The 23,672-nt window shown below is 49.8% G+C and carries 22 protein-coding genes; 3 read left to right on the top strand and 19 right to left on the bottom strand.

Annotation, left to right across the window (positions count from 1 at the left end; genetic code table 11):
• Nucleotides 1-59: 59 nt before the first annotated feature.
• From GT003_RS27530 to GT003_RS27575, 10 genes are all read right to left on the bottom strand, one after another.
• Nucleotides 60-539 (bottom strand): cupin domain-containing protein, encoded by a 480-nt coding sequence (locus GT003_RS27530; protein ID WP_161704057.1) that lies wholly within the window; start codon nucleotides 537-539, stop codon nucleotides 60-62.
• A gap of 50 nt (nucleotides 540-589) precedes the next feature.
• Nucleotides 590-1,597 (bottom strand): oxidoreductase, encoded by a 1,008-nt coding sequence (locus GT003_RS27535; RefSeq protein ID WP_161704059.1) that lies wholly within the window; start codon nucleotides 1,595-1,597, stop codon nucleotides 590-592.
• Nucleotides 1,598-2,159: 562 nt separating this feature from the next.
• On the bottom strand, nucleotides 2,160-4,622 hold the full coding sequence (locus GT003_RS32310; RefSeq protein WP_161704061.1) for a discoidin domain-containing protein: 2,463 nt from the start codon (nucleotides 4,620-4,622) through the stop codon (nucleotides 2,160-2,162).
• 513 nt (nucleotides 4,623-5,135) lie between these two features.
• Nucleotides 5,136-5,825: a DUF421 domain-containing protein gene (locus tag GT003_RS27545; protein ID WP_161704063.1), complete on the bottom strand. Its 690-nt coding sequence runs from the start codon at nucleotides 5,823-5,825 to the stop codon at nucleotides 5,136-5,138.
• A gap of 406 nt (nucleotides 5,826-6,231) precedes the next feature.
• Nucleotides 6,232-8,235, bottom strand: a complete 2,004-nt coding sequence (locus GT003_RS27550) for a YjhG/YagF family D-xylonate dehydratase (protein ID WP_161704065.1) — start codon at nucleotides 8,233-8,235, stop codon at nucleotides 6,232-6,234.
• A gap of 25 nt (nucleotides 8,236-8,260) precedes the next feature.
• Nucleotides 8,261-9,046 (bottom strand): SDR family NAD(P)-dependent oxidoreductase, encoded by a 786-nt coding sequence (locus GT003_RS27555; RefSeq protein WP_161704067.1) that lies wholly within the window; start codon nucleotides 9,044-9,046, stop codon nucleotides 8,261-8,263.
• A 56-nt stretch (nucleotides 9,047-9,102) separates the two neighbouring features.
• A complete protein-coding gene (locus GT003_RS27560; protein ID WP_161704069.1) occupies nucleotides 9,103-9,945 on the bottom strand; it encodes an MBL fold metallo-hydrolase in 843 nt (280 codons plus the stop codon).
• A complete protein-coding gene (locus tag GT003_RS27565; RefSeq protein ID WP_161704071.1) occupies nucleotides 9,942-10,712 on the bottom strand; it encodes an SDR family NAD(P)-dependent oxidoreductase in 771 nt (256 codons plus the stop codon). Before GT003_RS27565 ends, GT003_RS27560 begins: the two co-directional genes overlap by 4 nt.
• A 41-nt stretch (nucleotides 10,713-10,753) precedes the next feature.
• Nucleotides 10,754-11,923 (bottom strand): Gfo/Idh/MocA family protein, encoded by a 1,170-nt coding sequence (locus tag GT003_RS27570; protein WP_161704073.1) that lies wholly within the window; start codon nucleotides 11,921-11,923, stop codon nucleotides 10,754-10,756.
• Entirely contained in the window at nucleotides 11,920-13,077 is a 1,158-nt protein-coding gene (locus GT003_RS27575; protein ID WP_161704075.1) for a glucose 1-dehydrogenase, read from the bottom strand. Before GT003_RS27575 ends, GT003_RS27570 begins: the two co-directional genes overlap by 4 nt.
• 537 nt (nucleotides 13,078-13,614) lie before the next feature.
• Here GT003_RS27575 and GT003_RS27580 point away from each other — a divergent pair.
• Nucleotides 13,615-14,088, top strand: coding sequence for a GlcG/HbpS family heme-binding protein (locus tag GT003_RS27580; RefSeq protein WP_161704077.1), 474 nt, complete (start codon nucleotides 13,615-13,617; stop codon nucleotides 14,086-14,088).
• A gap of 300 nt (nucleotides 14,089-14,388) precedes the next feature.
• On the top strand, nucleotides 14,389-15,723 hold the full coding sequence (locus tag GT003_RS27585; RefSeq protein WP_161704079.1) for an S-layer homology domain-containing protein: 1,335 nt from the start codon (nucleotides 14,389-14,391) through the stop codon (nucleotides 15,721-15,723).
• Nucleotides 15,724-15,996: 273 nt separating this feature from the next.
• Here the strand turns inward: GT003_RS27585 and GT003_RS27590 are convergent, their stop codons facing one another.
• From GT003_RS27590 to GT003_RS27625, 8 genes are all read right to left on the bottom strand, one after another.
• Entirely contained in the window at nucleotides 15,997-16,866 is an 870-nt protein-coding gene (locus GT003_RS27590) for an alpha/beta fold hydrolase (RefSeq protein ID WP_161704081.1), read from the bottom strand.
• Between the two features lie 408 nt (nucleotides 16,867-17,274).
• On the bottom strand, nucleotides 17,275-17,607 hold the full coding sequence (locus tag GT003_RS27595; protein ID WP_161704083.1) for a thioredoxin family protein: 333 nt from the start codon (nucleotides 17,605-17,607) through the stop codon (nucleotides 17,275-17,277).
• A gap of 152 nt (nucleotides 17,608-17,759) precedes the next feature.
• The gene (locus tag GT003_RS27600; RefSeq protein ID WP_161704085.1) at nucleotides 17,760-18,095 is read right to left on the bottom strand and encodes a hypothetical protein; all 336 of its coding nucleotides are present in this window, start codon (nucleotides 18,093-18,095) and stop codon (nucleotides 17,760-17,762) included.
• Nucleotides 18,096-18,107: 12 nt separating this feature from the next.
• On the bottom strand, nucleotides 18,108-18,833 hold the full coding sequence (locus tag GT003_RS27605; RefSeq protein WP_161704087.1) for a pirin family protein: 726 nt from the start codon (nucleotides 18,831-18,833) through the stop codon (nucleotides 18,108-18,110).
• A gap of 505 nt (nucleotides 18,834-19,338) precedes the next feature.
• Nucleotides 19,339-20,085: an SDR family NAD(P)-dependent oxidoreductase gene (locus GT003_RS27610; protein WP_161704089.1), complete on the bottom strand. Its 747-nt coding sequence runs from the start codon at nucleotides 20,083-20,085 to the stop codon at nucleotides 19,339-19,341.
• 64 nt (nucleotides 20,086-20,149) lie between these two features.
• Complete coding sequence (locus GT003_RS27615) at nucleotides 20,150-20,479, bottom strand: antibiotic biosynthesis monooxygenase family protein (protein WP_161704091.1); 330 nt, start codon at nucleotides 20,477-20,479, stop codon at nucleotides 20,150-20,152.
• 157 nt (nucleotides 20,480-20,636) lie between these two features.
• Nucleotides 20,637-20,954, bottom strand: coding sequence for a thioredoxin family protein (locus GT003_RS27620; RefSeq protein WP_161704093.1), 318 nt, complete (start codon nucleotides 20,952-20,954; stop codon nucleotides 20,637-20,639).
• 82 nt (nucleotides 20,955-21,036) lie between these two features.
• Complete coding sequence (locus tag GT003_RS27625) at nucleotides 21,037-21,510, bottom strand: GNAT family N-acetyltransferase (RefSeq protein ID WP_161704095.1); 474 nt, start codon at nucleotides 21,508-21,510, stop codon at nucleotides 21,037-21,039.
• A gap of 393 nt (nucleotides 21,511-21,903) precedes the next feature.
• Here GT003_RS27625 and GT003_RS27630 point away from each other — a divergent pair, with 393 nt between their 5' ends.
• A complete protein-coding gene (locus tag GT003_RS27630) occupies nucleotides 21,904-22,362 on the top strand; it encodes a cupin domain-containing protein (protein ID WP_161704097.1) in 459 nt (152 codons plus the stop codon).
• Nucleotides 22,363-22,515: 153 nt separating this feature from the next.
• Here the strand turns inward: GT003_RS27630 and GT003_RS27635 are convergent, their stop codons facing one another.
• A complete protein-coding gene (locus tag GT003_RS27635) occupies nucleotides 22,516-23,217 on the bottom strand; it encodes a Crp/Fnr family transcriptional regulator (protein WP_161704099.1) in 702 nt (233 codons plus the stop codon).
• Between the last annotated feature and the right edge of the window lie 455 nt (nucleotides 23,218-23,672).

Here is a 23,672-nt window from a genome sequence, read left to right on the forward strand (position 1 = left end):
AGCCAGAAGTCCTGGACTGTCCCGGTTCATGTAATGATATGAAGTGCAGCTTTCGGGTTCTAAATGTTAACGGGAGTACTGAACATTGGGGGTCCAATAATTAACGTATCATTCTGCTCGGCAAGACGCCCGATTTCCTCCATTGAATGACGGCCGATTTCAGGAAAGAAATCGTCTATACCGCCTGGTACGAAGGTGAAAAGGATTCGCCCCCTATTGGACCCGACGTTTGCCCATGTATGAGGTACTCCGCGAGGAACTACTACGCTCGTTCCAGGGGGAGCTTCAAATTCCTCGTCACCCAATTGGAAACGGAAAGTTCCTTCAAGAATCTCGAAGATCTCTTCCCTTTCTTGATGAATATGCTTCGGTGGCCCAATCAAAGCCGGTACACGCGCTTCAATGACGGTTATCGCTCCGCCGACTTGATTGCTGTGAATGCGAATGGTCATTTGTTCGCCTGGCATCGTGTCGAACCATTCGAGATCCTTGGCGAAAGCGACAACTGCCCCGGTTACGGCCTTATTTGTTTGTTCCATCTGTCATTTCTCCTTTCTGTATGCTGTCTTTCTGCATGGACGCTTGTCTTTTATATTGTGAATTTTAAATTTGTCAGCTGTTCGCTAAGGCTCCAGAGCCGATCGGCCGACTCAGAATCAACCGCATATGGCATCACGCCGGAATCCGTTAAGGTCGATTCGTTGTCCAAATAGAAGTCCGATTCAGCGTCATGCCCCAGAGGAGCGATATCACAGTTCTCACAGTAGACGCCGCCCATATCGTTAAGCTGCGGACTCGTCGCGCACCATATGCTGGTGGCAGCCCCTTGTCCTATCGTTTTGAGATTTTTCGCGGGGTCGAGAACAGGCCGTCCGTGCTCGTCAATGACACCGGCCGCTCGAAGTTCCTCCTCCGAAAGATGTTTTTCGAGACCTGTGCCGACAATGCTGCCCGGATGAAGGGAGAAAGCCCGAACGCCGTCGGCCTGACCGCGTTTATCCAGTGCGACAGCGAAGAGAATGTTGGCCGTCTTGGACTGGCCGTAAGCTGCCCAACGATCGTATTCTCGTCGATCGAAGTTGGGATCCTCGAATACGACAGGCGAAAAGTGATGCCCCCAAGACGAAACCGACACCACCCTTGCGCCATTAGCCTTGCGCAGCGCTGGCCATAGCTTTGCAACAAGCTGGAAATGGCCCAAGTGGTTCGTCGCGAAATGCGATTCATATCCCCTCGAATCGCGGGACAGCGGAGATGCCATGATGCCTGCGCTGTTCACCAGGATATGCAGTGCTTGCCCGGTGGCAAGAAACTTGTCCGCAAAGGCATTAATCGAAGCAGAGTCCATCAGGTCCATCACTTCAATGTCAACGCCGTCGATGTTTGCAAGAGCCTTCACCGCTTTATTGTAGTCACGCGTTGGTACGGTAACTTTGGCGCCAGCCGAACGTAGCACGCGTACGGTTTCAAGACCGAGCCCGGAATAACCTCCGGTAACGATCGCATTTTTGCCGGAAAGATCAATCCCCTGAATAACGTCTTCGGCTGTTACAGAAGCTTCAAAACCGGAGCCGATCGGTGTTTGCATGGTTGTCATCATAAAGTTCTCCTTTTGAAGGTTAATATAATAAATGGCTTACCGTGCGGCTGCTATCCGTTTCAGAACGATAGCCGCAAAGTCCAGTTCATTCCATCGTCAAACTATACGGGGACTTTTTATTTGTGCGTGATCATCATAGTTAGACTCCTTATTTGATATTTAGACAAATGACGTTTAATGTCTATGTGCATATATTATACGACTAGACAAAGTTTGTAAAGTGTATAAAATTGCCCGTTCAACGACATAAAGAGCAGCTGCCGCGGCGGCAAACTGCTCTTGGATCATCGAACTCTAGTTCTCCGTTAGTTAATTGAAGTTCAGTTGGTCATTTTCTGGCTTGCTGCCTTTCATTAATGCGCTTTCCGGGCTTTTCGGGAATGAGATCAATTTCCTGCCGGATATTTAATTGATCAATAAAACAGCAGCAGGTCTTGGACTTTGTTTCTCATCCAAGGCCTGCTCTGTTTTTAGGATTTATTTGCTCAACATAATGACGGTACGCAGCTCCTGCTTCGTTGGAAAAATGGCGTTCTTATTTGCGCTCACTTCAGCTCCACTAACCTGAAGTCGGAGCAAATACCTCAAGCCTCCATAACGAGTACCCGTAAGCCGAACCCCGCTTCAGACCCAGCATCCGTACATATCTTGCGCTCTTGGCTGAGAACGAGATATCGTCGATCCCCCCGTCCCCGGAAGCGGTCGCGAATACATCCGTCCAGGTCTTGGCATCATTCGAGACTTGAATCTTGTAGGCTTTCGCATAGGCTGCCTCCCAGCTCAGATATACCCGGTTCACCGTCTTGACCGCGCCGAGATCGGCATAGATCCATTCGTTGTCGGTATAGTTCGAGCCCCAGCGCGTCGCCCCGTCGCCGTCGACCGCGTTAGCGGGCGCAAGCGTTGCAGCATGGGTCGAGCTGGCGGCGACTGAAGTACCGGCGGCGAGGTTAATGCCGTACAGATGGATGTTTTCCAATCCCGCGTGAGCCATCTTCATGATGCTGACCATATCCGTGTATGGCTGATCCTGCTGATTGACGAGTCCGATATTGTAGCTTTCTCCGTCCACGCGTCCGGTGACGGCCTGATCGAAATAGGCATACCAGCCTGAGCCGACGAACAGCGGATTCCGTGCCTGGCTTTCCGCGAATGCCCGGTAGGCCGCTCCCCGCTCAACGGTACTGGTCGTCTTCGTAGGGGCGCTGATATATGACAATCCGCGGTCGGACGAGCCGAAGGAATGCTCGAGATTGAGCAGCGGCTTCCCGAAAGCCTCGTATTCGTCCATCCAGCTGCCATCCCTCGTATAACTGTCCACCGAGAAGGCATCGACATACGGCATCGCCCCCCGATCCCAATCCAAGCTCGTTCGCCAAGTCGGGACGATCGTGGAGCCGAGAAACAAATGATTCGGGTCATTCCGCTTCAGAATGTCGCGGATCATCGCGTAATACGTCTCGGATGCCAAGGTGATAAAGCCGGATACGTCCGCAGCGGATACCTGGGTGATGGCGATCGGAGTGTCCTTGAGCGCGTTGAACGATACGGCGTTCATGCCGAGCAGCATATTGACGTTATCGAGACTGCCGTGCCGCGAGGCATAATAATCGACGAAGGCGCTCTTCGCCGGAGAATCCGCCCCGTACATCAGCAGCTCTTTCACGATATCGGTTGTCCAGCCGGCTTCGTTATCGTAGGTGTAGCCGATTAGCCACTTGCTGGTGCGCGCGTTTTGCAGCTGCGCCTTTAGCGCACTCTCGATGGTCGGCGCGGTCTGAGGATCGAACACGTCGTACGACCATAGGATTCTTCGCAAGTTAGCAGGGTCCTGCAGCACCTGAACGTACGGAAAAGCGATGCCCTTCGGCTTGGTCCACTTGCTGAAGCCGTTGAACCCCCACTGAATCAGGCGTTTTCGCGTGATATCCCCCCATTTTGCCTCGTAATCGCTGCCGTACTTCTTCATTACATTCGAGACGATGAAGTTGACGTACTCGCCGTTCTCGTCCTTGGTATAAGCCGGCGCGTAGAGCGTCCGGTCGGGCAGCTGCTCGAAAATATGCCTCGGCGTGCCGTCCGGCTTCTGCGTCGGCGTCTTGTAGCCGGCTTCCCATAAACTTGCGGCATCCACCCCCTTCAATAAAAAAGGATACCCGTCCGGCGTAATGAACCACCATTTGCCGTTGACCTGCTGCAGCCTGAAATAGCCGGTACTCTCGTATTTCCCAATCCGCTTGATGCCGCCGTAGGGATCGTAGATGGCCGGGTCATATGCGACGTCCGCCAAGGCCGCGGCTTCGTCCGTATAGTTCTGACGCAGCTGCGCGTCGGAGGTGATTTTCCCCGGCCAATCATCGTTCATCCATTGGCCGTAACGGTCCGCCAGCAAGGCGTCCTTGTTCAGCTCGGCCTTTAGCTGCTCCGCGGTGAACGAGGGCTTCGGATTTTGCCCCGGCGTGCCGCTGCCTTGCGTGATTTCAACTTCCGTCAGAGGGATATGCTGAAAGGCTTGCGTACGCGTGATGTCCAGCACGATGAACCTGGCCGTTACCCCCGCCATCGCAACGTTGACCGCATAGTTCAGCTCCGTGCCTTGTCTGATATGCCTGGTTGCGACGTAATAACCCGTCGCCGCTTCCGGGCGGTATTTGACGGTCATATCTTTGAAGCCCCAGTATTTGTTCGGTGAATTCATCACCACACGCAATTGATCAAGGGGATAGTCCCTGAGCAAGTCGATCACCACATGCACCGTCATCGGCGATTTCGCTTTCCCCATCCAAACTGCATAGGCGGCTGTGCCGTCGTACAATACGCCTTTCGCCGCCGCCATCAGACCGGTCGATAGCAGATCCGGCGAATTGCCTCCATCCGGAGAGACGCTATAGACATAATTGCCCGTTTTGAGCAACGTTCCTTCACCTCGAGCATGATCAAATGGAATAAATGCCGCCAAGGCGGTCATTGCCATTAGGATCGCCAACACGATTCTTGTGTACGTCATTGCCCAGTTCTTCATCCGTTTCAACCTCCTTTCTTCCTGTATCGTCCCCTGCAGCGGATATGCTTAGAATTATTTAACATAATTTACCTTAAATCAGAAAAGGGTACCCCGGACCCAACGCTGCTTGAGTCCGAGGTACCCCAATGGCTAGGATGGCATGCGAGACGCGGAACCTTCCTTACCTAATTATCCACGTCCGCGAACTTCCACTCGCTGCCAACGGGGCGATCCCATAATACAAAAAGGCCGCGATTTTCGCGGCCTTCACTGAGATCATGTTATTGTCACCCGACAATTTTTGTCGGATGACATCCTAGTATACACGAAAAAGAGCGCCGCAAGGACGCCCGGTATAAAGACTATAAGATGAATTCTTCAAACACCCGCGACCGGAGCATGCCGCTCCGAGTCAGTTGCGGGTTTTGATGAGCCGTTTGAGATGCACAGCGAACCTGGCTTCTTTGTAGGTAATCTTGCCCTGAACGTTCCGCAGTACATGCTTGTGGTCCTCTTCTTGGCCAAGCACATTTATGGTATCGCACGGTCACCGGTTTGTATCGTGATTTTGCCTGTGTCATCCACTTGTGCAAGATAGATCTCATCGAGATCCACGCCATTTTCGGATAACTGTTTGCTGAGCCATATCCGATTGAATCCCGAACGGCGAAGCGTGTCTTCGATAACGAAACCGTCCATGACTACGCTTTGCGGCTCACGTTCAGGCTGTACCGTTAAGCCAAGCGTTTTAGCAGTGAGCGGCTGCTGTTCTTTCGTAAGCAGAAACGTGATTTCGCCGTTGGCTTCCATTACTGCATACTCCACATCGGCGAGCTGTTGAATACTGTTGCTGCGCATTTGCATCATGAACTCGTCGAGCGTTACGCGAACCTTCTTCATATTTTTCTTGATTAAAGTCCCCTTCTCAACCAACACTGTGCCTTTACCATCTACGATGCCTCGAACCCATCTGCTCCAAAGCGTTGCGTACTCTATGAGTACCGCTACAAAAACCCATGTAGATAACGCAAGTACACCCAGATACCATTTTTGATCGCTATCCAGCGCGATGTATGCCGAGATATTACCGAGAGAAGCACCCGTAATGTATTCAAACAGGGACAGCTGCGAAACTTGCCGTTTGCCGAGTATCTTCGTCATAATGAACAGTATGGATACGGCAGATAGCGTGCGTAGCATGATTTCAATCCACGTTGGCAAAAGAAGACACCCCTTTCTTCATGGGTAAAATGCCCATATTGTCTGTTCACTATGCAAAATTCAATAAATTGCATGCTGGTTAGGAAACATACTAGCATGCTGTGCGAACTCAACATTTTTTTAGAGCCTCATGACCTGCCTTCAATATTCAATTCCTTGTCTTATGTCGGGAATGAGAGCAAGTTCCTTGTCAATTTCGGAAGTGGGAGCAGGAACAAGTTCTTGTCACTTGGTTTTGATAAGAACTTGACTTCATACATAAAAAAGCCGCGAGTTTCGCGGCTCCTAATGAAATAATGTTCTTATCACCCGACAACTATCGATAGAGGACAAGAAGTTGATCGCATTTTCTCACAAAAAACGATGCCCGCTTCTATCGGATTCCGAAACCTCCAATATTACTTATTCAACCGCCGTCCTTTACTTCGCCGGTCTCGACCTGCTGCAGATACTTATGCCCGGCATTCAACACTTCAATAATACGGTCGACATCATACACGCTGCCACGCCACGTGCCGCCGCTTGCCGCTTGCAGTGCCGCCCAGAGCCGGGTGTCGTCGGGTAGTCGAGGATCCGGCTTCAGTTCCGGATGAGAATCACGCATGGCAAGAATGATGGCTCCTTCCTCTGGATTGAATCGTTCCTCGTCTTGTCCGATAAAGTTGAGACTCCCTTCAAGTCGATGGAGATCGATCTTCACTTCGATCAGATCGCCGTCACGAAGCTTGCCGATTGGCCCTCCCGCAAGCGCTTCCGGACCGATATGCCCGATGCACGCTCCCGTAGACACGCCGGAAAACCGCGCATCGGTGAGTAAAGTAACATATTTGCCAAATGGCAGGTACTTTAGCGAAGAAGTCAGTTGGTACGTCTCTTCCATGCCGGTACCGGACGGTCCTCTGCCGATGAGTACCATGATGTCCCCTTCAACGATATGTCCGTCTTTGATCGCTTTGACCGCCGATTTCTCCGTCGTGAACACCTTCGCGCGTCCGGTATGACGGTACACGCCGTCTTCGCCGACAACTTCAGGGTCAATCGCCGTTGATTTGATGACAGAGCCTTCCGGAGCAATATTGCCTACCGGGAATGTCACCGTCGATGAAAGCCCGCGGCTCTTCGCCTTGGCAGGACTCATGATAACGTCATCGGGGTTGATTCCGTCAGTTTCCTTGAGATGCCGCCGAATGTGATGGCGACGCTCCGACGACTCCCACCAATCGAGCAGGACGCCGAGGTTTTCACCCGCGACGGTCTTTACCGATTCGTCAAGCAGCCCCAGCTTTCGTAAGTGCAGCATGACCTCGGGTACGCCGCCGGCCATGAACACGCGTACCGTAGGATGATATTCCGGTCCATTCGGCAGCACGCTGACGAGGCGAGGAACGGCTTTATTGATGCGATTCCAATCCGCCACATCGGGCACATGGCATTTCGCCGCATGGGCAACTGCCGGAATATGCAGCAGCAGGTTTGTCGAGCCGCCGAATGCCGCATGCACGACCATTGCATTCTGGATCGCCGCATCCGTCAATATATCGCTCATTCGAATACCTTTGGACTGCATCCAATATATCGATCTTGCGGATTGTCTGGCTATATTTTTCCATAGCTCCTGTCCAGAGGGGGCCAACGCGGAATGAGGCAGCGACATGCCCAGCGCTTCGGCAACGACCTGAGCGGTTGCCGCCGTCCCAAGGAACTGGCAGCCGCCGCCTGGCGTCGCACACGTGCGGCAGCCCATATCCGCCGCTTCCTGCAGCGAAATTTGGCCTTGCGCGTAACGGGCTCCGATCGTCTGAATCTTGGCTGCATCCTCCCCGTTCGTCGGCGGCAGCGTCACGCCGCCGGGAACGATAATGCCCGGTAAATCTTGGATTCCCGCCAACGCAATCATCGTGGCGGGAAGTCCCTTGTCGCACGTGGCGATGCCGATTACCCCGCTGCGCGTCGGCAAGGAACGAACAAGGCGCCGATACACCATGGCGGCGTCGTTCCGGTACGGAAGCGAATCGAACATGCCGACCGTCCCTTGCGAGCGGCCGTCGCAGGGATCGCTGATGTAGCCTGCGAAAGGAACGCCGCCGAGCTTCGTTATTTCCAGCGCTGCTTCCTTCGTCAACAGGCCAACTTCCCAGTGTCCCGTATGATACCCGAGCGCGATCGGCGTGCCGTCTTCGGCCCTCAGTCCGCCTTGCGTGCTAAGGATGAGCACCTGCTTGCCGTTCAACCGGTCCGGCTTCCACCCCATTCCGACATTCTGGCTTAAACCGAACAAATCGCCGCTCGGCCACTGAATCAGCATGTCGCTCGTCAGAGGAAGCGAGCCCTCCGGACCCGCCGCATGGGTTTGCAGGTTGTAACTTTCCGGATCTTCCTGCCCCATGATATACGTTAATGCGTCACTCATCGCTTATACCACCTCTTGCGTCTCATTATCTCCAGCAAACAATGGTCTCGCCGGATAAGGCATCCGACTGCGGACCGCATAAAAACAGAATGATATCGGACATTTCCTCCGGCTGTGCGATCTGCTGCAAGCGCGAGAGATTCTCTTGGCCGGAAACCGTGCGGGTAGCGAGGAATCGAGCCGTATAGGTCGCCGTTGGCGAAATGCAATTGACGTTGACGTCGAACGGGCGAAGCTGCTCCGCCAAGCTGCGGGTGTATTGGGAAATGCCCATCTTCGCCGCGGCGTAAATAATGCCTTCCCGTACCGGGACATGTCCGGCGACCGAACCGACATTGACGATTTTGCCTGAACGGCGCTCGCGCATATGCAGACCCGCGAACTTACATGCATACATCGTGGAGAGCAGATTGCGTTCCACGACCGAGCGGATGTCGTCCACGGAGATATCGAGCGCGTCGTTCGGGTCCGGGCGCGGCGTGTTCAGGCCGATGTCGCCGCCGGCGTTATTGATTAAAATATCGAGTGATCCGAGTGTCTCGATCGATTGATCGATCAACGCCTTCACCTGCTCCGGATCGGACATATCCGCCGCGAGGAAACGGCTCTTAACCCCGTATTGCGCCGCAATCTCGGCCGCCACCGCGCTGCCAGAAGCCGCCTCGTCAAAGCGAGCCGCGGCCTCTTCATTAATATCGTGAATAATGACATTCGCGCCCGCGCGAGCTAAATCAATCGCGTATTGTTTGCCAAGACCTCTGCTGGAACCGGTCACAAGCGCATTTTTACCGCGTAAGTCCATGGTCACCATCGGAATCACCTCTTGGAATAGTTAATTCGGCGGGTTAGCCGAATCCATGACTTCCTTTAACGCAATGCAGCGGCGGATACGTACACGAATCGCTCGAACCGGGCCAGTACATGGCTCTTCTGCATCGGATGACGATCGTATAGATAGTCGACAAAATAACCCGGGTGTTCTGAATTTCCTGCGAACATATCGTAATGAAGCGGGATGACGGTATCGAAGCCGGCTGCGACCGAGAGCTCTGCCGCTTCTCTATAATTCATGTTGCCTACGATATTCATCGCATTGCGGAACGGGTCGCGCCCGTTGATCGGCACCATGCCGAGGTCAATCGATTCGGCTTGCAGCGCTTCGATCAGTCCGGGATATACGGTCGTGTCTCCGGCGTGATACATCGTAACGCCGTTGAGTTCCACGACGTAACCGACGAATCGGTGGTCCAACTCATCGTCGTATTCCAACTCTTCATGGGCGGAGGGCAGCGGCTTGATTCGGAATCCCGGCCCATTCCACCACTCGTTCGTTCGCGCCGAGATCAATTTCTCCGATCGGACCCCGAACTGCAGCATCGATTCCCGGCAATATCCAGGTGCCATATAAACCGGATGGCTGTGGGCTTCCGCCAAAGCGGAAATGGTGTCCGGATCCATATGATCCATATGATCATGGGTAATTAAAACATACTGAGCGTTCGTCATCTGACCAGGCTTCAGCGGCGGCTCAAATGCCCGATATGCCGATGGAGTCAAATACGGATCGATGTAAATGACCGTATCCCCTCCTTTGACCACGACGCTGCACTGACCGAGAAACCAAATCGCGATCATACCGAACGGTACACGGGTATTGTCTATTTCTTGGATCAGTGCTTCTCCGAGACGGTCGTATCGTTTATCCGTCATAAGCCGATCCCTCCATTGACGTGCAGCTCGGTGCCAGTCACTTGGCTCGATTCATCGGACAATAAGAAGACCGCTCCGTACGCGATATCTTCAGGGGTTTGCATGCGGCCGGAAGGGATAACCGATGCCGCCTTCTTCTGCAAATCGTCTGGACTTATGCCCATGTCCTGATGAAGCTCAATTTCTCCTTCAGAGGCAACCCAACCGACGGTAACCCAGTTCGAACGAATATGGCTGCTTCCGTAATGGCCTGCGATGTGGCGGTTTAAGGTGCGCATGGCTCCTTTGGAACACGCGTAAGCGGCTAATTCTTTCCCGCCTTTGTAGCCGTTCGTCGAGCCGATATGGACGATGGAACCTCCTCCGCTTTCCAGCATCGCTTGAATCGCGTACATGGAACAGAAGAATGAGCCTTTCATATTGACGGCAAAAATCGCATCAAACATTTCCTCGGACGTATCCACCATCGAGCCTCTTGGGAAAATGCCGGCGTTGTTTACAAGACCGTCGACTCTGCCGAACCTGTTGACCGTTTCATCGATCAACTGCTTGCATGCCGCTTCCCGGCTGATGTCCCCTTTGACAAACAACGCCTCTGCGCCGTGGACATCCATGATCTCCCGTACGACTTTGGCACCGTCCCGTTCATTCCTTCCCCCCACCACGACCGAAGCCCCCTCTTGGGCGCACATCAAAGCGATCCCCTTGCCGATCCCCTTCGTTCCGCCCGTTATGACAATCACTTTGCCATTAAGCCGGCCTCCCATGTCGATCCCTCCTTACCGTGCATTCTAGTTCTGTCAATCCACTATCCTCGAAGTTCCGATATGGATACCCAGCGCCCTGTCCGAGCTGATTTCTCAACGGCTTCCAGCACCATTTGATTGTTATGGCCGTCCTCGAAATTAGGCGTCGGATTTGTGCCGCTCGCAATGCCGTTCATCAATTCAGCGAACAGATTGATAAATGTATGCTCATAGCCGATGATATGGGCAGGCGGCCAATACGCGCCCGCATAGGGATGAATGTCCTCTTGGCAATTAATGGAGCGGAATCCTTGCGAACCAATCTCATCTTCCGCCGAATAATATTCCAGCGTGTTCATCTGCTCCATATCCCACCGGATCGAGCCTTTCGTACCGTTGATCTCGAAGCGGTTTCCGTTGCGGTTGCCGCCGGCAAAACGCGTAGCCTCAAATACTCCGACAGCCCCGTTTTCGAAGCGGGCCATAAATATGGACGCATCGTCTACGTCGACTTTGCCGAGTTCTCCTCCCTTCACGCTGGCGCTTAAGCCGCCGCTCATTTCTCCGATCGGACGTTCCTTGATGAAGGTTTCCATCATGCCGTTCACTTCCTTGAACTCGCCTACCAGAAACCGGGCAAGATCAAGCGAATGGGCGGCAAGGTCCCCAAGCGCGCCAGAACCGCAAACTTCTTTTTTCAAACGCCACACGAGCGGGAAGTTCGGGTCTATGATCCAGTCTTGCAAGTAATTCGCCCTAATGTGATAGATGCTGCCTAGTTTTCCTTCATCGATCAGCTTCTTCGCATATTGAATGGCCGGTACAAAGCGGTAATTATGGCAAATCATATGAATGACTCCGGCTTTGTTAACCGCCTCCAGCATTTCTTTGGCTTCCTCCACGCTCATCGCAAGCGGCTTCTCGCAGAGGATATGCTTGCCGGCCTTAGCAGCGGCTATGGCAATTTCCGCATGGGCATTATTCGGGGCGCCGATATCGATCAAATCAATATCGTCTCGTTCGATCAGCTTGCGCCAGTCGGTTTCGTACGATGCCCAACCCAGCTTCTGAGCCGCCGCCTTCACGCCTTCCTCGTCTCGTCCGCAAATCGCCTGCATCACCGGAACGCCATCGCAGTCGAAAAAGAACGGCACGTCCCTGTAGGCGTGGGAATGAGCCTTGCCCATGAATTTATAGCCAATCATGCCGATCCGGATTTGTTTTTTGCTCATCGTTCGATCTCCTCCTTGATTTTCATCGTAATCGAAGTCCACTGGGCTTGGGGAACCACATCAACGACTGCTTTAATGGTCATTTTGCCAAAATCGATAGCCGGTACATCCTCGATGTCCAATCGGTTCGTTTGGAGAAGGCCCAGCATGCCGGGATAATGGCTCTCGATGGCGCGAAGGCGATCGATGGCGGTCGTAAAATCGTCATACGACGCATTGACGGAGCCGATGATGCATTTATTTTTCATGACCATTTCCTGATACGTCAAATCGCTTGGCAAATCCAGTCGGCCGCTGCCGGGCGTAACGCCGAGAAGCGCGAGAATTCCATTATGGTTCAATAAGGGAATCGCCTCGAAGCCGAGAGGCGCGTATCCGCTGCATTCCCAGATCATGTCGAACTTTTTGCCTAATTGTTTCGCGTATGCGGTTATGCCGGACAAGAATGTTTCTTGTTCGGAGGATACAGCTTCCTGGTAAATGGCACCGACGGAGCGGATGATAGCCGCGTTCATGCTTACAGCGTCCGATTTGGACCAAACGTACGTGTCGAGGCCGAGAACTCTGCAGGTCATCGCCGCCAAAATGCCCAAAGGCCCGGAGCCTGTAACAAGCACCGTCCGAGGCTGCCATATCATTCGCTGCTGAATCTGCAACGTTTGGGTATATACTTTTTCCACGATGCTTTGCGGTTCGATTAATACCCCATACGGCAAGCACTCGTCAGGAACTTTAACGACATATTTCGCATTCTCTACGACATACTCGCACAGATACCCGTCTGCACGATTTATGCCCCGTTCCACATAACGGCCGGTTTGGCAAAAGTCCTGCTGTCCGTTGCGGCAATTAACGCAATCTTCTTCGCCGCACGGTCTTCTTACGAGGGACGTAACAAGATCGCCGCAGGTTAGTCCGGACTTGGATCCGGCTCTCGTAACGACGCCTAACAGCTCGTGACCGATCACCATTTCAAATTTGCCTTCGGGGTATTTAGCATAGTTGTCTACGATGATTTCCCGGTCCGTTCCGTCTAGTCCGACGCATAACACCTGAATCAATACGTCCTCCGGGCTGGTCAATTCCGGTTTCGGAATATTCACGAGCGATACTGTCGCCTGACTCTCTCCGCCGCTGATTGTGATCGCTTTCAAAATCATCGCTCCTTAGCCGAATATTCTGAAATTTTCTTTCGGATGAAGATGACGGATTTGGTTGGCCGACGATCTATAGTTGTCCGTTTATCCGTCAGCCAACGCTCTGCATCGCTGCCAAAAAGACTGCCGTCTGGCAGCCTTTTTTGGCATGGAGCGATTGAAGGATTAGTAAAGAAAAGCCTAGCATTCCTTCACTTGATCGATCGAAACAGCTGAAGGATCCATAGGAAGCGCTCACAAAACCGCTAAAACAGATTATCCTTTCGGTTGTTTTAGGTCTTCATAACTTACAAAGGCTACCTTCATCATATTATTGGAATTGCTCAATGTAAAGAATCGTACTGGAAAATAAATGCTATCGTTTCTTCCTAGCAAATTCTTAGCTTCCCGCAGATTCGCCAGCCTGCAACGAAGTCCCCCCCTTCTCTTTCCCCTTTCCTTGTGCTTTAGTTACAGAGCCTCTCTCCTTCAATTCACCCAACTGGGGAAATGACCATACACTACACGGTAATCAATTCCTGGGGAGTGAGTGAAATGATCAAATTGAGCTTGGAAACAGCCAAATACTTAATTGCAATCGCAGAACAGAAAGCTCGGCAAATGGGCTTGTCAAGCGACATTGCAATTGTCGATGAAGGCGCGAACCTAATCGCTTTTCATCGCATGGACAACGCGAAAATAGCTGGAATCGAAATTTCACAAAATAAGGCTTGGACAAGCGTAGCCATGCAGATGCCGACATCCAATCTGGCACAAACGGCACAACCCGGCTCTCCTTCGTTTGGCATTAATACAACCAACCAAGGTAAATTGGTCATTTTGGGTGGAGGCATCCCCTTCGTGAGCGATCATAAAATTATCGGCGGCATCGGAGTAAGCGGAGGCACGAGCGCCCAGGACATCGAAGTAGCCAATGCTGCCGTTGTAGCCTTCGCGAATATGCCTGCTGCCGGAGAATCGTCCATGTCTAGCGCTCGCAATGAATTTCTTCCATTTTCTAAAAGGTAATTGAATAGAATCTCGCGTCGTTTGGCTTTTTCGAACGACGCCAGTAGATCTCTCGCTTCAATTGACGGATCGTGAATCCAATCATTGACGAAAAATGGCGCGTTGCAGTCAAGCAACACGCCATAAGCATATTAGAATACCTCTATCTTCCCGTTCAATTAACTCGGTGCTATAATTACCCTCCCCAGCCTCCCCAAATTCTCAAGTAAATCTTAAATCTTAATTTTAAGAAACCTTTTTGGAATAGTTCACGTCTAAGGGTACGCAACAGGAAGAAACTACTCCATGAGGTGAATAAAAATGAAGAAACCGTTTAAGATGATCGCCCTGTCCACCACCGCTGCAGCTCTGATGTTCGGATTTGCCGGACCACAAATCACATCCGCGGCATCCTTAAAGGATTATGGTCAAGTGCAAGGGAACAGCCATATGGCTGCAATGCTTCAGAGTAACCTGATCGCAGGAAACAATGCGTCGCAAGTAGATCTTTTGCTCGATTCATTGGGTTTGAACCTGAACTCGCTGCTTCATTCGTCCTGGTACGCTCAGTATTCTCATAACAGCGTCTCATGGTACGAAAATGTGATTGCCGGCTTCAACAATCCGCATCGCCAGCTGACGCGCGAACAATTCACTTACCGGCTCATAAGCAATATGGAAGCACGAGGCAAGCTGCCATTGATTAAACCGGTTGTCGTCAAGTTTACAGACTTCGATCGAGTTTCTCCCGCATATGCCGCTTCGATTCAACGTGCCTTATCGTATAATATCGTACAATTGGATGCTAACGGAAAATTCAATCCGAAATCCATTATTTCAAATGCCGAGGCAAAATCAGAGATCCAAAATGCGCAAAACTATTTGAAAGCCCACTCTTCGCCCGTCGACACAGGCAAGAAGCTCACTGGCGTGCAAGCCGTTCAGTTGATTAAGCAAGTCGTCGGTCCGGATGCGGCTCTGCAAATTAAAATCGATCCAACCGCTGCCGTAACCCGCGAGTCATTCACGTATCTGTTGGTGCATACGCTCCAATCGAGCGGTCAACTACCGATGATTAATGTCGTCCCGGTCAACATAAAAGATGAATCTGCAATGGATGTCTCCAAATCGGGGGCGATTCAAACGGCACTGGCTCTTGGCTTCCTCAGTTTGGACCAAGCTGGTAACTTTCAACCGAATGCCAAGCTGACCCTTTCCGAGGCTGCCGCGATTTCAGCAAAAGCGACATCCTACTTAAAGAGTCATCCGGCATCGCCCGTCGGCGGCGCGACGATCACGGCGGAACAAGCTATTCAGTTGATCAAGCAAGCCGCCGGCTCGAATCTGCAAATCAAAATCAATCCGAACACCGTCATGAATCGTCAGTCGTTCACGTACCTGCTGGTACACACGCTCCAAACGAGCGGGAAACTACCGAAGTTCAATTTGATTCCGGCAGAGATCAAGGACGACTTCAAGATCGATATCTTGAGCGAAGGTGCCATCCAGACTGCATTAGCCTTGAAAATCGTTCAATTGGACCCAACAGGCCTGTTTAATCCGGATGGCGAGATCACCCTCAAGGACGCGACGGCCATGGTCAACCGCGCGATTGAAGTTGTAAAAATGTACGCCACGCCAAAAGCATTAAGCTAATCCCATCGTTATGATATCTTTGATTTTGTAACTTTGCGAATTTATGTATACGCCATTTCCCCTTCCGGTAGGAATGGCATCGTGATTAGGTCAACCATTCTTTCTGGTTGGCCTATTCATATGGCCGTTTTGCGATGGAAGTGTTGTACAAGCCTTTCAGAGGCGGCATGAACAGCATGGGAAGCGAGAGTTTCTCTTAGGATTTCTACATCGTAGGTTTGATACACAAAATAACGGATAGGCATAGCGCCTTCCGCTGCATCCTTTCCGTTGCTAGAATCCGTAAACGCGACAAAAAAAGGATTTTATTAATGCTGAAATCGTGTAGCTCGCTTCTTCAAGGACAAAATGCCCGCCACATAATAAAACAAGCTCGACGCAGGTCAGTTCCCGCGCGAGCGCGTATGCCCCCTCCAACGTGAAAATAAAATCGTTTCTGCCCCAGGCAATCAAGGTGGGAGGCTGGTAGCTTCGCAGGTACTGCTGCCACTCGGGATATTGTTCCACATTATGCCGGTAATCGTAACCAAGTGCCAACTGAACGGCTGCATTCCCCGGCCGATCAAGAAAATACTGATCCATTACGTACCCGTCCGGACTAATTAGAAACGGATTGCACGCTCCGAAAGCATACTGCTTCTTCGTGAATTCAACATCGACGAGCGCGGCAAACGCTGTCTTGTTCTCGGGACTAGGATCCGCCCAAAGCGCCTTGAACAAATCAAACGGTTGGCCAAGCCCTGCCGCATGCGCTACAGCGTTCTGAATTACGAAGCCCAAGACCCGCTCCGGATGCCGAACGGCAATTCGAAACCCGACAGGACCGCCGTAATCATGGCAATACAAAATATATCGAGGAATGCAAAGACGTTGAATCAATTGTTCGATAATCAAGGAAAGATGCTCGAACGTATACGAGAATTGATCCACTGATGGCATGCTGCTGTTCCCATAACCAGGATAGTCAGGTGCAATTACATAATAGCGATCAGCCAATAGCGGTATTAATTCCCGAAACATGTGAGAAGAGCTCGGAAAACCATGAAGAAGGATTATAGCTGGATTTCTCGGATTACCAGCTTCCCGAAAGAAGACTTCAATCCCATCCATGTTCATTTTCTTATACTGTACCGCGATGGACATCCGTAATACGCCCCCTTGCAAGGTCGACCGTCTTCCTATAAGTATGAACGATTCGTTCAGATAAGACCCTGAACGATCTCCATTGAAATCGGGATGCAAGCGTCCATGACATTGGTTATTTCCGACTCCCGGTAATGAAGTTGAGAACGATAGTCCCGTCACGGGGACCTTACTTCTCCCGGCTACTTTATCCAGGTCATCACGGCCAGGACCAGCGGGAAAAGGACGCAAGGGAGCTGCAGCACATAAAACGAGGCAAAAAAACCTGTTCAAATTAATGAACAGGTTGCCTAATAGACTCTGAAAGATCAAAGTATGATCACCTCGTAGTGTCCTCCGAAACGCGATCTCCCGCTCTCGTGCCGGCAGCAATTGATGTCTGCTAACGTATTGGAGTGGTTGAGGGGGTCAACACGTTTCTCCCATGGCTGCGTAACGAAGAATGGTCTGTCGCAGTTTTTCTTTACTTTGTAGGCCTATCATTGTTTCCACTTGATAACCATCCTTAAATAGCATTAAAGTAGGTGTGCTCATAACACCATATTCTGCAGCAAGCTCTATTTCCTGTTCAATATCAACTTTTACAACGGTGGCTTGATGTCTTATCTCCTCGGCTAACTCCTCGTCAACCGGAAGCTGTTTTTGACAAGATTCACATTCGAGGCCAAAAAAGTCCACGAGTGTAATGCCTTGATCTATTTGCGCTTGGAAATTTTCTTTTGTTAATGAAATTACCTCCATCTTATCTCCTCCTCTTAACTGTCTGCATGCATCTTAAACTATCTCTAATTCATCGCTTTTATACAGTCTAATTGCGCTTCATTTATGTTTTAAAAAACAAAACAGAGGAATATTATAGCGCGTTTTCAACTGAACCCAAATTCAAACAAATTCTACATGAGATAATTAGAAGGCAAGTAACGAATTTCGCGGCTGCTTCCTAATCTTAAAATCCGTTCAGTTTCGTTGTATTGAATGTCGCCATCACCTGTGTAAAACCACGTTTTCTGCTCACGCCCGTCATAAAGCACTTCAAAAATAAATATATTCAGTTCTTGCTTCCACTTAAGCAGCTCCGCAACATCCTTATCCAACCCCTCAGGAAGATGAGCGATAATGAGCGTTGTCCCCATATCAAGCTTCTTTATTTCAAATCGAACTTGCTGATTAGCGTCTGAATCTACGAATGTTCGTCCGCCTACGGCATGTTTGATTACTAATCTGGCCATCCTCTTTCCTCCTCAGGGCAAGTCGATAAGCATAAAGAACGTTTCTTCCGTATCTCGATCCCCTTCAAGCTGTAAAAACGTTTCGTTTTCGATGCGTGCGGAATCCCTTCTATTCAGTAACGTCACTGCATCGCTCTCGTCCGTTACGTTTAGCGATCCTTCAATCACGAACAAAAACACTCGTCTTCCCGGTTGTTGGTTGAAGGCTATGCCTGAGCCTGCTTTCAACTTACTGAGATATACCGTCATATCTTGATGTAGCTTAGCGACTGAATGTTCGACCGCATTACTGGATGCGATCGGCAGCAAGCGGCCTGAGAGCGCATCCGAATCAAAGCTCGTCGTCTCGTAGGAAGGAGTAAGCCCTCTTTGCTCAGGTTCGAACCAAAGCTGAAGTAAGGTAACATCGTCGGTTTCAGATGGATTATGTTCGGTATGCACCACTCCAGTACCGGCCGACATACGTTGTACGCCACCAAAATTCGTTATCATCACGTTGCCCAAACTATCCTCGTGCCGGAGATCTCCCTGAAGGACAATGGATAAAATCTCCATGTCGCTATGAGGATGCGCACCAAACCCCCGTTTTGGCGAAATGGTATCGTCGTTCAAGACGCGCATCGGTCCAAAAGACGTATTCTCTTCTTCGAAATAATTCCCGAACGAAAAGCTATGGCTTCCTCTCAGCCAGCCAAGGTCGAATGAATGTCTAGACGCTGCCGGATATACGTTCATCATTTTATAGTCTCCTTAGACGTTGCTATCAAAGCCGAATAACAATCTTATTACCGCTGCAAAACCGGATTAAAGGGGGATAGTTCCTTTTGTCCCCACTGCAAATCCATATGATTATTCAACTGAACGATAGTATGGATTTCAAATCTGACTAGTCGGCTTGCACCCCCGTAAAGGAAGGTTACCCGCACGCTGCCTTCCCGGTCCTTATACGACATAACCGCGAATTGCTGTGCTTTGAGAAAATGCATAACGCATTCGAAAATCGGTTGCCGATCATTTTTGCGTTCTGCTCGGCAATCCAGCTTTCACCTGTTAAATGTTGAAAAATCCGCTCGCCCACATGAAACACGTTCACCTTGGTACACCTCCGTTTTGAAGAGACGATGCAAACGAACTTGCAGGAAGAAAATCAGGCAGGGAGCTTTTACAGACTCCTCTGCCTGAACGAACGGTTAGCGCTTATTGAATATGGCTTAAACGTGCAAAGGCTGCCTAGGGTTCAACGTTAGATTTGAGCCATTCCGCCATCTACGAACAATTCCACGCCATTTACATAGCTGCTCTCCTCGGAGGCCAGGAACATTACGGCATTGGCGATTTCATCCGTCTTACCCACGCGGCTCATCGGAACGGTATTTTTTGCAGACTCTAGAACTTGATCCAGCGCTTCGCCAAATAGATCATCGTAAGCCGGCGTATAGACCATGCCTGGGCTTAAAACATTGATTCTTATTCCGGTGCCCTTCATGTCCATAATCCAGTTCCTCGCCATCTGTCGAAGAGCTGCCTTGCTTCCGCCATAAACGCTAAACCCTGCGTCTCCGATCGTGCCAGCCGTAGAGCCGGTCAAGATGATCGAGCCGGTCTGATTCGGAAACAGCGGCAACGCCTTTTGGATGGTAAACAGCGTACCCTTTACATTCACGTCAAAGGTGGTCCGGTACTGCTCTTCCGTAATCTGACCCAAAGGCAGAATGCTGCCAAGCCCAGCGTTCGCGAAGAGAATATCCAAATGTCCTTTCTCTTGCTTTACCGTTTCATAGAGCTTGTCCAAATCATTGAGGTTAGATATGTCGCCCTGAACGCCGGTAACCCGCTCCCCAATCAATTTCAATGCTGCGTCCAGTTCGCTTTGCCTGCGGCCGGTGATGAATACATGTGCCCCTTCCGCAACGAACCGTTGTGCCGTCGTAAGTCCAATACCGCTAGTACCTCCGGTGACGACTGCTACCTTGCCTTCAAATTTCCCCATGTTATGTCTCGCTCCCTTGGAATATTTTATAGGATTGCATCGTTTAAAAGTTTATAACGCTCACTTACACGTTCGTTATTTGGCTTCCCCATTCAGCCTTCGGTTCCAGCCAACTGATGTTTCTATCCACAATTAAATCGCCCAGCGTTCCTTCGTAATTCTTACGGTACGGTTTTATAAGTTCTTCCGCCAGCCAGCTATCTCTCGTGCCTTGCCATGTTTCGTAAATAATCAGATCATCCGGCTGATCCAAATCATCGGAAACAATAGCGCTGATGAATGCTTTCTCGGAAGACATTTCTTCGATTAGGAATGACAACTCCTTGCGGAATTCTTCTTTTTTCCCCGGTTTTGCTTTGAACCGAATATTTAGTTGGACGAGTTGATTGGACATGTTTATTCCTCCTAGTTTGTTTTGAATCGTATAATATTTCCGTGATTCCTTCTTGGCGTACGGATTAACGATGGTCATGCTTGACGCCATCCCGCGGCTCCGAAAGGATGAATCAATCATAATCCTAGAGGAATAATTCTTCCGTAATATAAATCACCTAAACGAGCTTATTCAGGTATTCCCGGATTTGGGTCGGCGTTTTTGCGAATTTGCTATGCAAATGGTCCAATTTCTGTCCATTCTTAAACACGAGCAAGCTCGGAATTCCTCGAACGTCGTATTTTTCCGCAAGCCTATCAAATTGCTCCGAGTCGACGGCGAAGAAGGATTTGTCATTATGCTCGCTCACGATATCTCCGATAAAACGATCTAAATTCTTGCAATCCGGACACCAGGTGGCGTCAAATTTCATAATGGTATAGTTATCTTGATCGATTTGTTCTTGAAACTGTGCTTGGTTTTCGATTCTATTCATTGCGTATCCCTCCTTGTTATGCGGCCATCTTAGCTCAGCATGCAGCGCTTAATCTGTAATCTATATTACGAATGGAAAAGTGTCATAAGTTTAAACGGTAAAGTAATGAAAACCGGTCTGGATAGGCGTAAGGAACCGGCAAGTCAGGTTTGGCAATTTCCTTGAATCCATTTTTCTCATAGAAACGATGCGACCTCAGAGCAATAGCCGGCGTATCTAAAATTACCGTCCGTATTCCATGGGATTTCGCATAATGGACTAATTCATTGAATAATCCAACCGAATAACCCTTGCCCCGGTAATCCTTGTAAATAAAAAACTTCTTCAAGACGTAAGTGTCATTTGTGAGCTGCTGCAATCCGATGGATCCGATTACTTCATTCGCCTCGTTCAAAGCCACCCAAAAGTTTCCTCCGTTTGCTAAGTAATGCGTTGGAATGTCTAGAATATCGGACTGTTCGTCAATGTTGATATTCAATTCAAATTCAGAATTTTGAACGTGCAGGATTAAATCGACGATTTCTTTCTTATAACGCTCTTCATATGTTTTAAACATTCCCCAGTCTCTCCGCTGATATCCCGCCAGTTCGGCGCATTTTTGTTTTGAAGATCACATCTTAAATAAAGTCGTTTAACGACTCGCTTTCCCCGTATCAATCGTAACGGCGTCCTTCCTATCCAAAGCTTCAAAAGTTTTTCTGTTACATTCATCATAAACGACCATTATTTCCTCTTCTGTAATCCGGATTACAAAGCCTTTTTGTGAAACACATTACAGATGGAATGAACGCCTGCGGCTAAGATAGAGAGCAGACAAGAAAGGAGCGATGAGGTAGCTGTGTTGCGAAACAAACTGCGTAACACATTGAAACACTTTAATGCTGCTCAATAGAAGTCAGCCATCGTTTGAAGAAGCCATTCAAAACAAAAATCATTGGAGGATTATAGTATGTCGACTTTCTTGGATGTTATGGGACCACGCATCAAGCTATTGACGGATCTAGCGAAAAACCGAGATTACAGCCTCATGGAGGCAGAAGTTCCACCAGGCGTTGTCGTTCCCGTTCATAGTCACGATGATCGCGAAACGTTTGTTGTTCTCTCAGGCGAACTTGAAGCCTTCACGCACGACAGCTGGCAAACCGTTCGAGCCGGCGAAACGGTCGACATTCCGGGGGACGTTAAGCATGCTTGGCGAAATGCCACGAACGAAACCGTGACCTTGGTCGTCGCTTCGACGGCGAAAATGGGAGACTTCTTCGTAGAAATCGGCCGTCCGTCGGATTCCGTTCCACCGGGTCCTCCTTCTCCGGAAGTGTTGAACCATTTTGTGCAAGTAGCCATCGCGTATGGGTACTGGCTAGGAACGCCCGACGACAATGCATCGATTGGCATTAAATTAGGTTAAACAATGAAGTCATAAGCCTCTGGCGAAGACAACTTTCTCCGAAAATAAAAGCGACCGAGCAGGATTGCCTCCTGCTCAGTCGCTTTTTCGATTTTCAACGATGGCCGAATTGAAAAGCATCTCCAATAGTTCTAGATGTACGTGTTGTCTTCTTTACGAGTATGTTAACTCGAGAATTTCCGCTGCTTTCACTTGTGATATTGAAATCGTTTTCCTTCCAGTTTGAATCACGTTGTCCTTCGCAAGGCTCTTCAAGATTATAGAGACTGCCTCGCGAGTGGCACCCACCATATTGGCAACGTCCTGGTGCGTCATAGGCAAGTCGATCCTTACTTTTCCCTCTTCCTCGATTCCGAAACGTTCGGAAAGTTTGAGTAACAGATGGACTATGCGTTCTCGGACATCGCCAAGGGCTAACTTCTCAAGCATCTCATCCTTATCCTTAAGAATTTTGCTCAATTCCGCCAACATTTTCATGGCGAGCAGCGGCCGTTCAGCCAGGAAATTTTCAAAATCTTGTTTAGACACCGAACAAAGCAACGTTTCATCCATTGTTTCGATGTAAAAACCTTTCGTTCCGAAAGAAAACGTATCGATTTCCCCGAAAACATTTCCTTTGCCCAAAATCACCACAGTGAATTGCTTTCCTTCCGAAGTCGTTTTATACAAGCGAACCTTTCCTTCTTTTATGAAATACAATCCGTCCCGGGCATTATCTGGCTTCTGTATAATATTTCCTTTCGGAATCGCATTAAAATGCGTCATCGGCGATATATGGTCCAGTTCAATTAAATCATCAGGCGTCAGCGCATCAAAAATGCTCATTTTTGATAAATAGTATCGTTTATCTAACATTTGCTCGCGATCGCCTCCTGAATTCCGCACGGTCCAACCTTATTAGCCCAACTATACATTGCTTTAGCTTTTTCCAAAACACGAATCATTAAACAATCTAAAATGAAGCCGCGTATCTTGCAAGACATGCGAAGGCAAGTCGCCATCCATGATCGCTTGTTGAAACCTTTTACTACGCGCAGCATGGGCAAAAAAGTGCATGATGCTATTGCGCAGCACAGATTGTATCTTTAAGATGCAATGGAATTTATGGATAAGGCAATGCTTGGCCTCCGGGGAACTTACTTTATGGAGGATAAATTCTAGCCGCATGATAAACGAGGTACACAATAGGAGTCTTCCTTAAAGGATGGCTCTTTTGTTTTGCTTTCTTCCACTCTTATTCGCTCAGCCGACTCCGCGTTGTTCCGATTAGTCGGCGCAAGATACCCCTTTAAAAATCGCCAGCGTTTGTT

The organism is Paenibacillus sacheonensis (genome assembly GCF_009909195.1).
GTDB lineage: Bacteria > Bacillota > Bacilli > Paenibacillales > Paenibacillaceae > Paenibacillus_Z > Paenibacillus_Z sacheonensis.

What these genes read in the sequence shown, in the direction of transcription:
- GT003_RS27530 (WP_161704057.1), bottom strand. Translation starts at nt 539, where the DNA reads ATGGAACAAACAAATAAGGCCGTAACCGGGGCAGTTGTCGCTTTCGCC.
- GT003_RS27535 (WP_161704059.1), bottom strand. Translation starts at nt 1,597, where the DNA reads ATGACAACCATGCAAACACCGATCGGCTCCGGTTTTGAAGCTTCTGTA.
- GT003_RS32310 (WP_161704061.1), bottom strand. Translation starts at nt 4,622, where the DNA reads ATGAAGAACTGGGCAATGACGTACACAAGAATCGTGTTGGCGATCCTA.
- GT003_RS27550 (WP_161704065.1), bottom strand. Translation starts at nt 8,235, where the DNA reads ATGAGTGACGCATTAACGTATATCATGGGGCAGGAAGATCCGGAAAGT.
- GT003_RS27555 (WP_161704067.1), bottom strand. Translation starts at nt 9,046, where the DNA reads ATGGTGACCATGGACTTACGCGGTAAAAATGCGCTTGTGACCGGTTCC.
- GT003_RS27560 (WP_161704069.1), bottom strand. Translation starts at nt 9,945, where the DNA reads ATGACGGATAAACGATACGACCGTCTCGGAGAAGCACTGATCCAAGAA.
- GT003_RS27565 (WP_161704071.1), bottom strand. Translation starts at nt 10,712, where the DNA reads ATGGGAGGCCGGCTTAATGGCAAAGTGATTGTCATAACGGGCGGAACG.
- GT003_RS27570 (WP_161704073.1), bottom strand. Translation starts at nt 11,923, where the DNA reads ATGAGCAAAAAACAAATCCGGATCGGCATGATTGGCTATAAATTCATG.
- GT003_RS27580 (WP_161704077.1), top strand. Translation starts at nt 13,615, where the DNA reads ATGATCAAATTGAGCTTGGAAACAGCCAAATACTTAATTGCAATCGCA.
- GT003_RS27585 (WP_161704079.1), top strand. Translation starts at nt 14,389, where the DNA reads ATGAAGAAACCGTTTAAGATGATCGCCCTGTCCACCACCGCTGCAGCT.
- GT003_RS27590 (WP_161704081.1), bottom strand. Translation starts at nt 16,866, where the DNA reads ATGTCCATCGCGGTACAGTATAAGAAAATGAACATGGATGGGATTGAA.
- GT003_RS27595 (WP_161704083.1), bottom strand. Translation starts at nt 17,607, where the DNA reads ATGGAGGTAATTTCATTAACAAAAGAAAATTTCCAAGCGCAAATAGAT.
- GT003_RS27600 (WP_161704085.1), bottom strand. Translation starts at nt 18,095, where the DNA reads ATGGCCAGATTAGTAATCAAACATGCCGTAGGCGGACGAACATTCGTA.
- GT003_RS27605 (WP_161704087.1), bottom strand. Translation starts at nt 18,833, where the DNA reads ATGATGAACGTATATCCGGCAGCGTCTAGACATTCATTCGACCTTGGC.
- GT003_RS27610 (WP_161704089.1), bottom strand. Translation starts at nt 20,085, where the DNA reads ATGGGGAAATTTGAAGGCAAGGTAGCAGTCGTCACCGGAGGTACTAGC.
- GT003_RS27615 (WP_161704091.1), bottom strand. Translation starts at nt 20,479, where the DNA reads ATGTCCAATCAACTCGTCCAACTAAATATTCGGTTCAAAGCAAAACCG.
- GT003_RS27620 (WP_161704093.1), bottom strand. Translation starts at nt 20,954, where the DNA reads ATGAATAGAATCGAAAACCAAGCACAGTTTCAAGAACAAATCGATCAA.
- GT003_RS27625 (WP_161704095.1), bottom strand. Translation starts at nt 21,510, where the DNA reads ATGTTTAAAACATATGAAGAGCGTTATAAGAAAGAAATCGTCGATTTA.
- GT003_RS27630 (WP_161704097.1), top strand. Translation starts at nt 21,904, where the DNA reads ATGTCGACTTTCTTGGATGTTATGGGACCACGCATCAAGCTATTGACG.
- GT003_RS27635 (WP_161704099.1), bottom strand. Translation starts at nt 23,217, where the DNA reads ATGTTAGATAAACGATACTATTTATCAAAAATGAGCATTTTTGATGCG.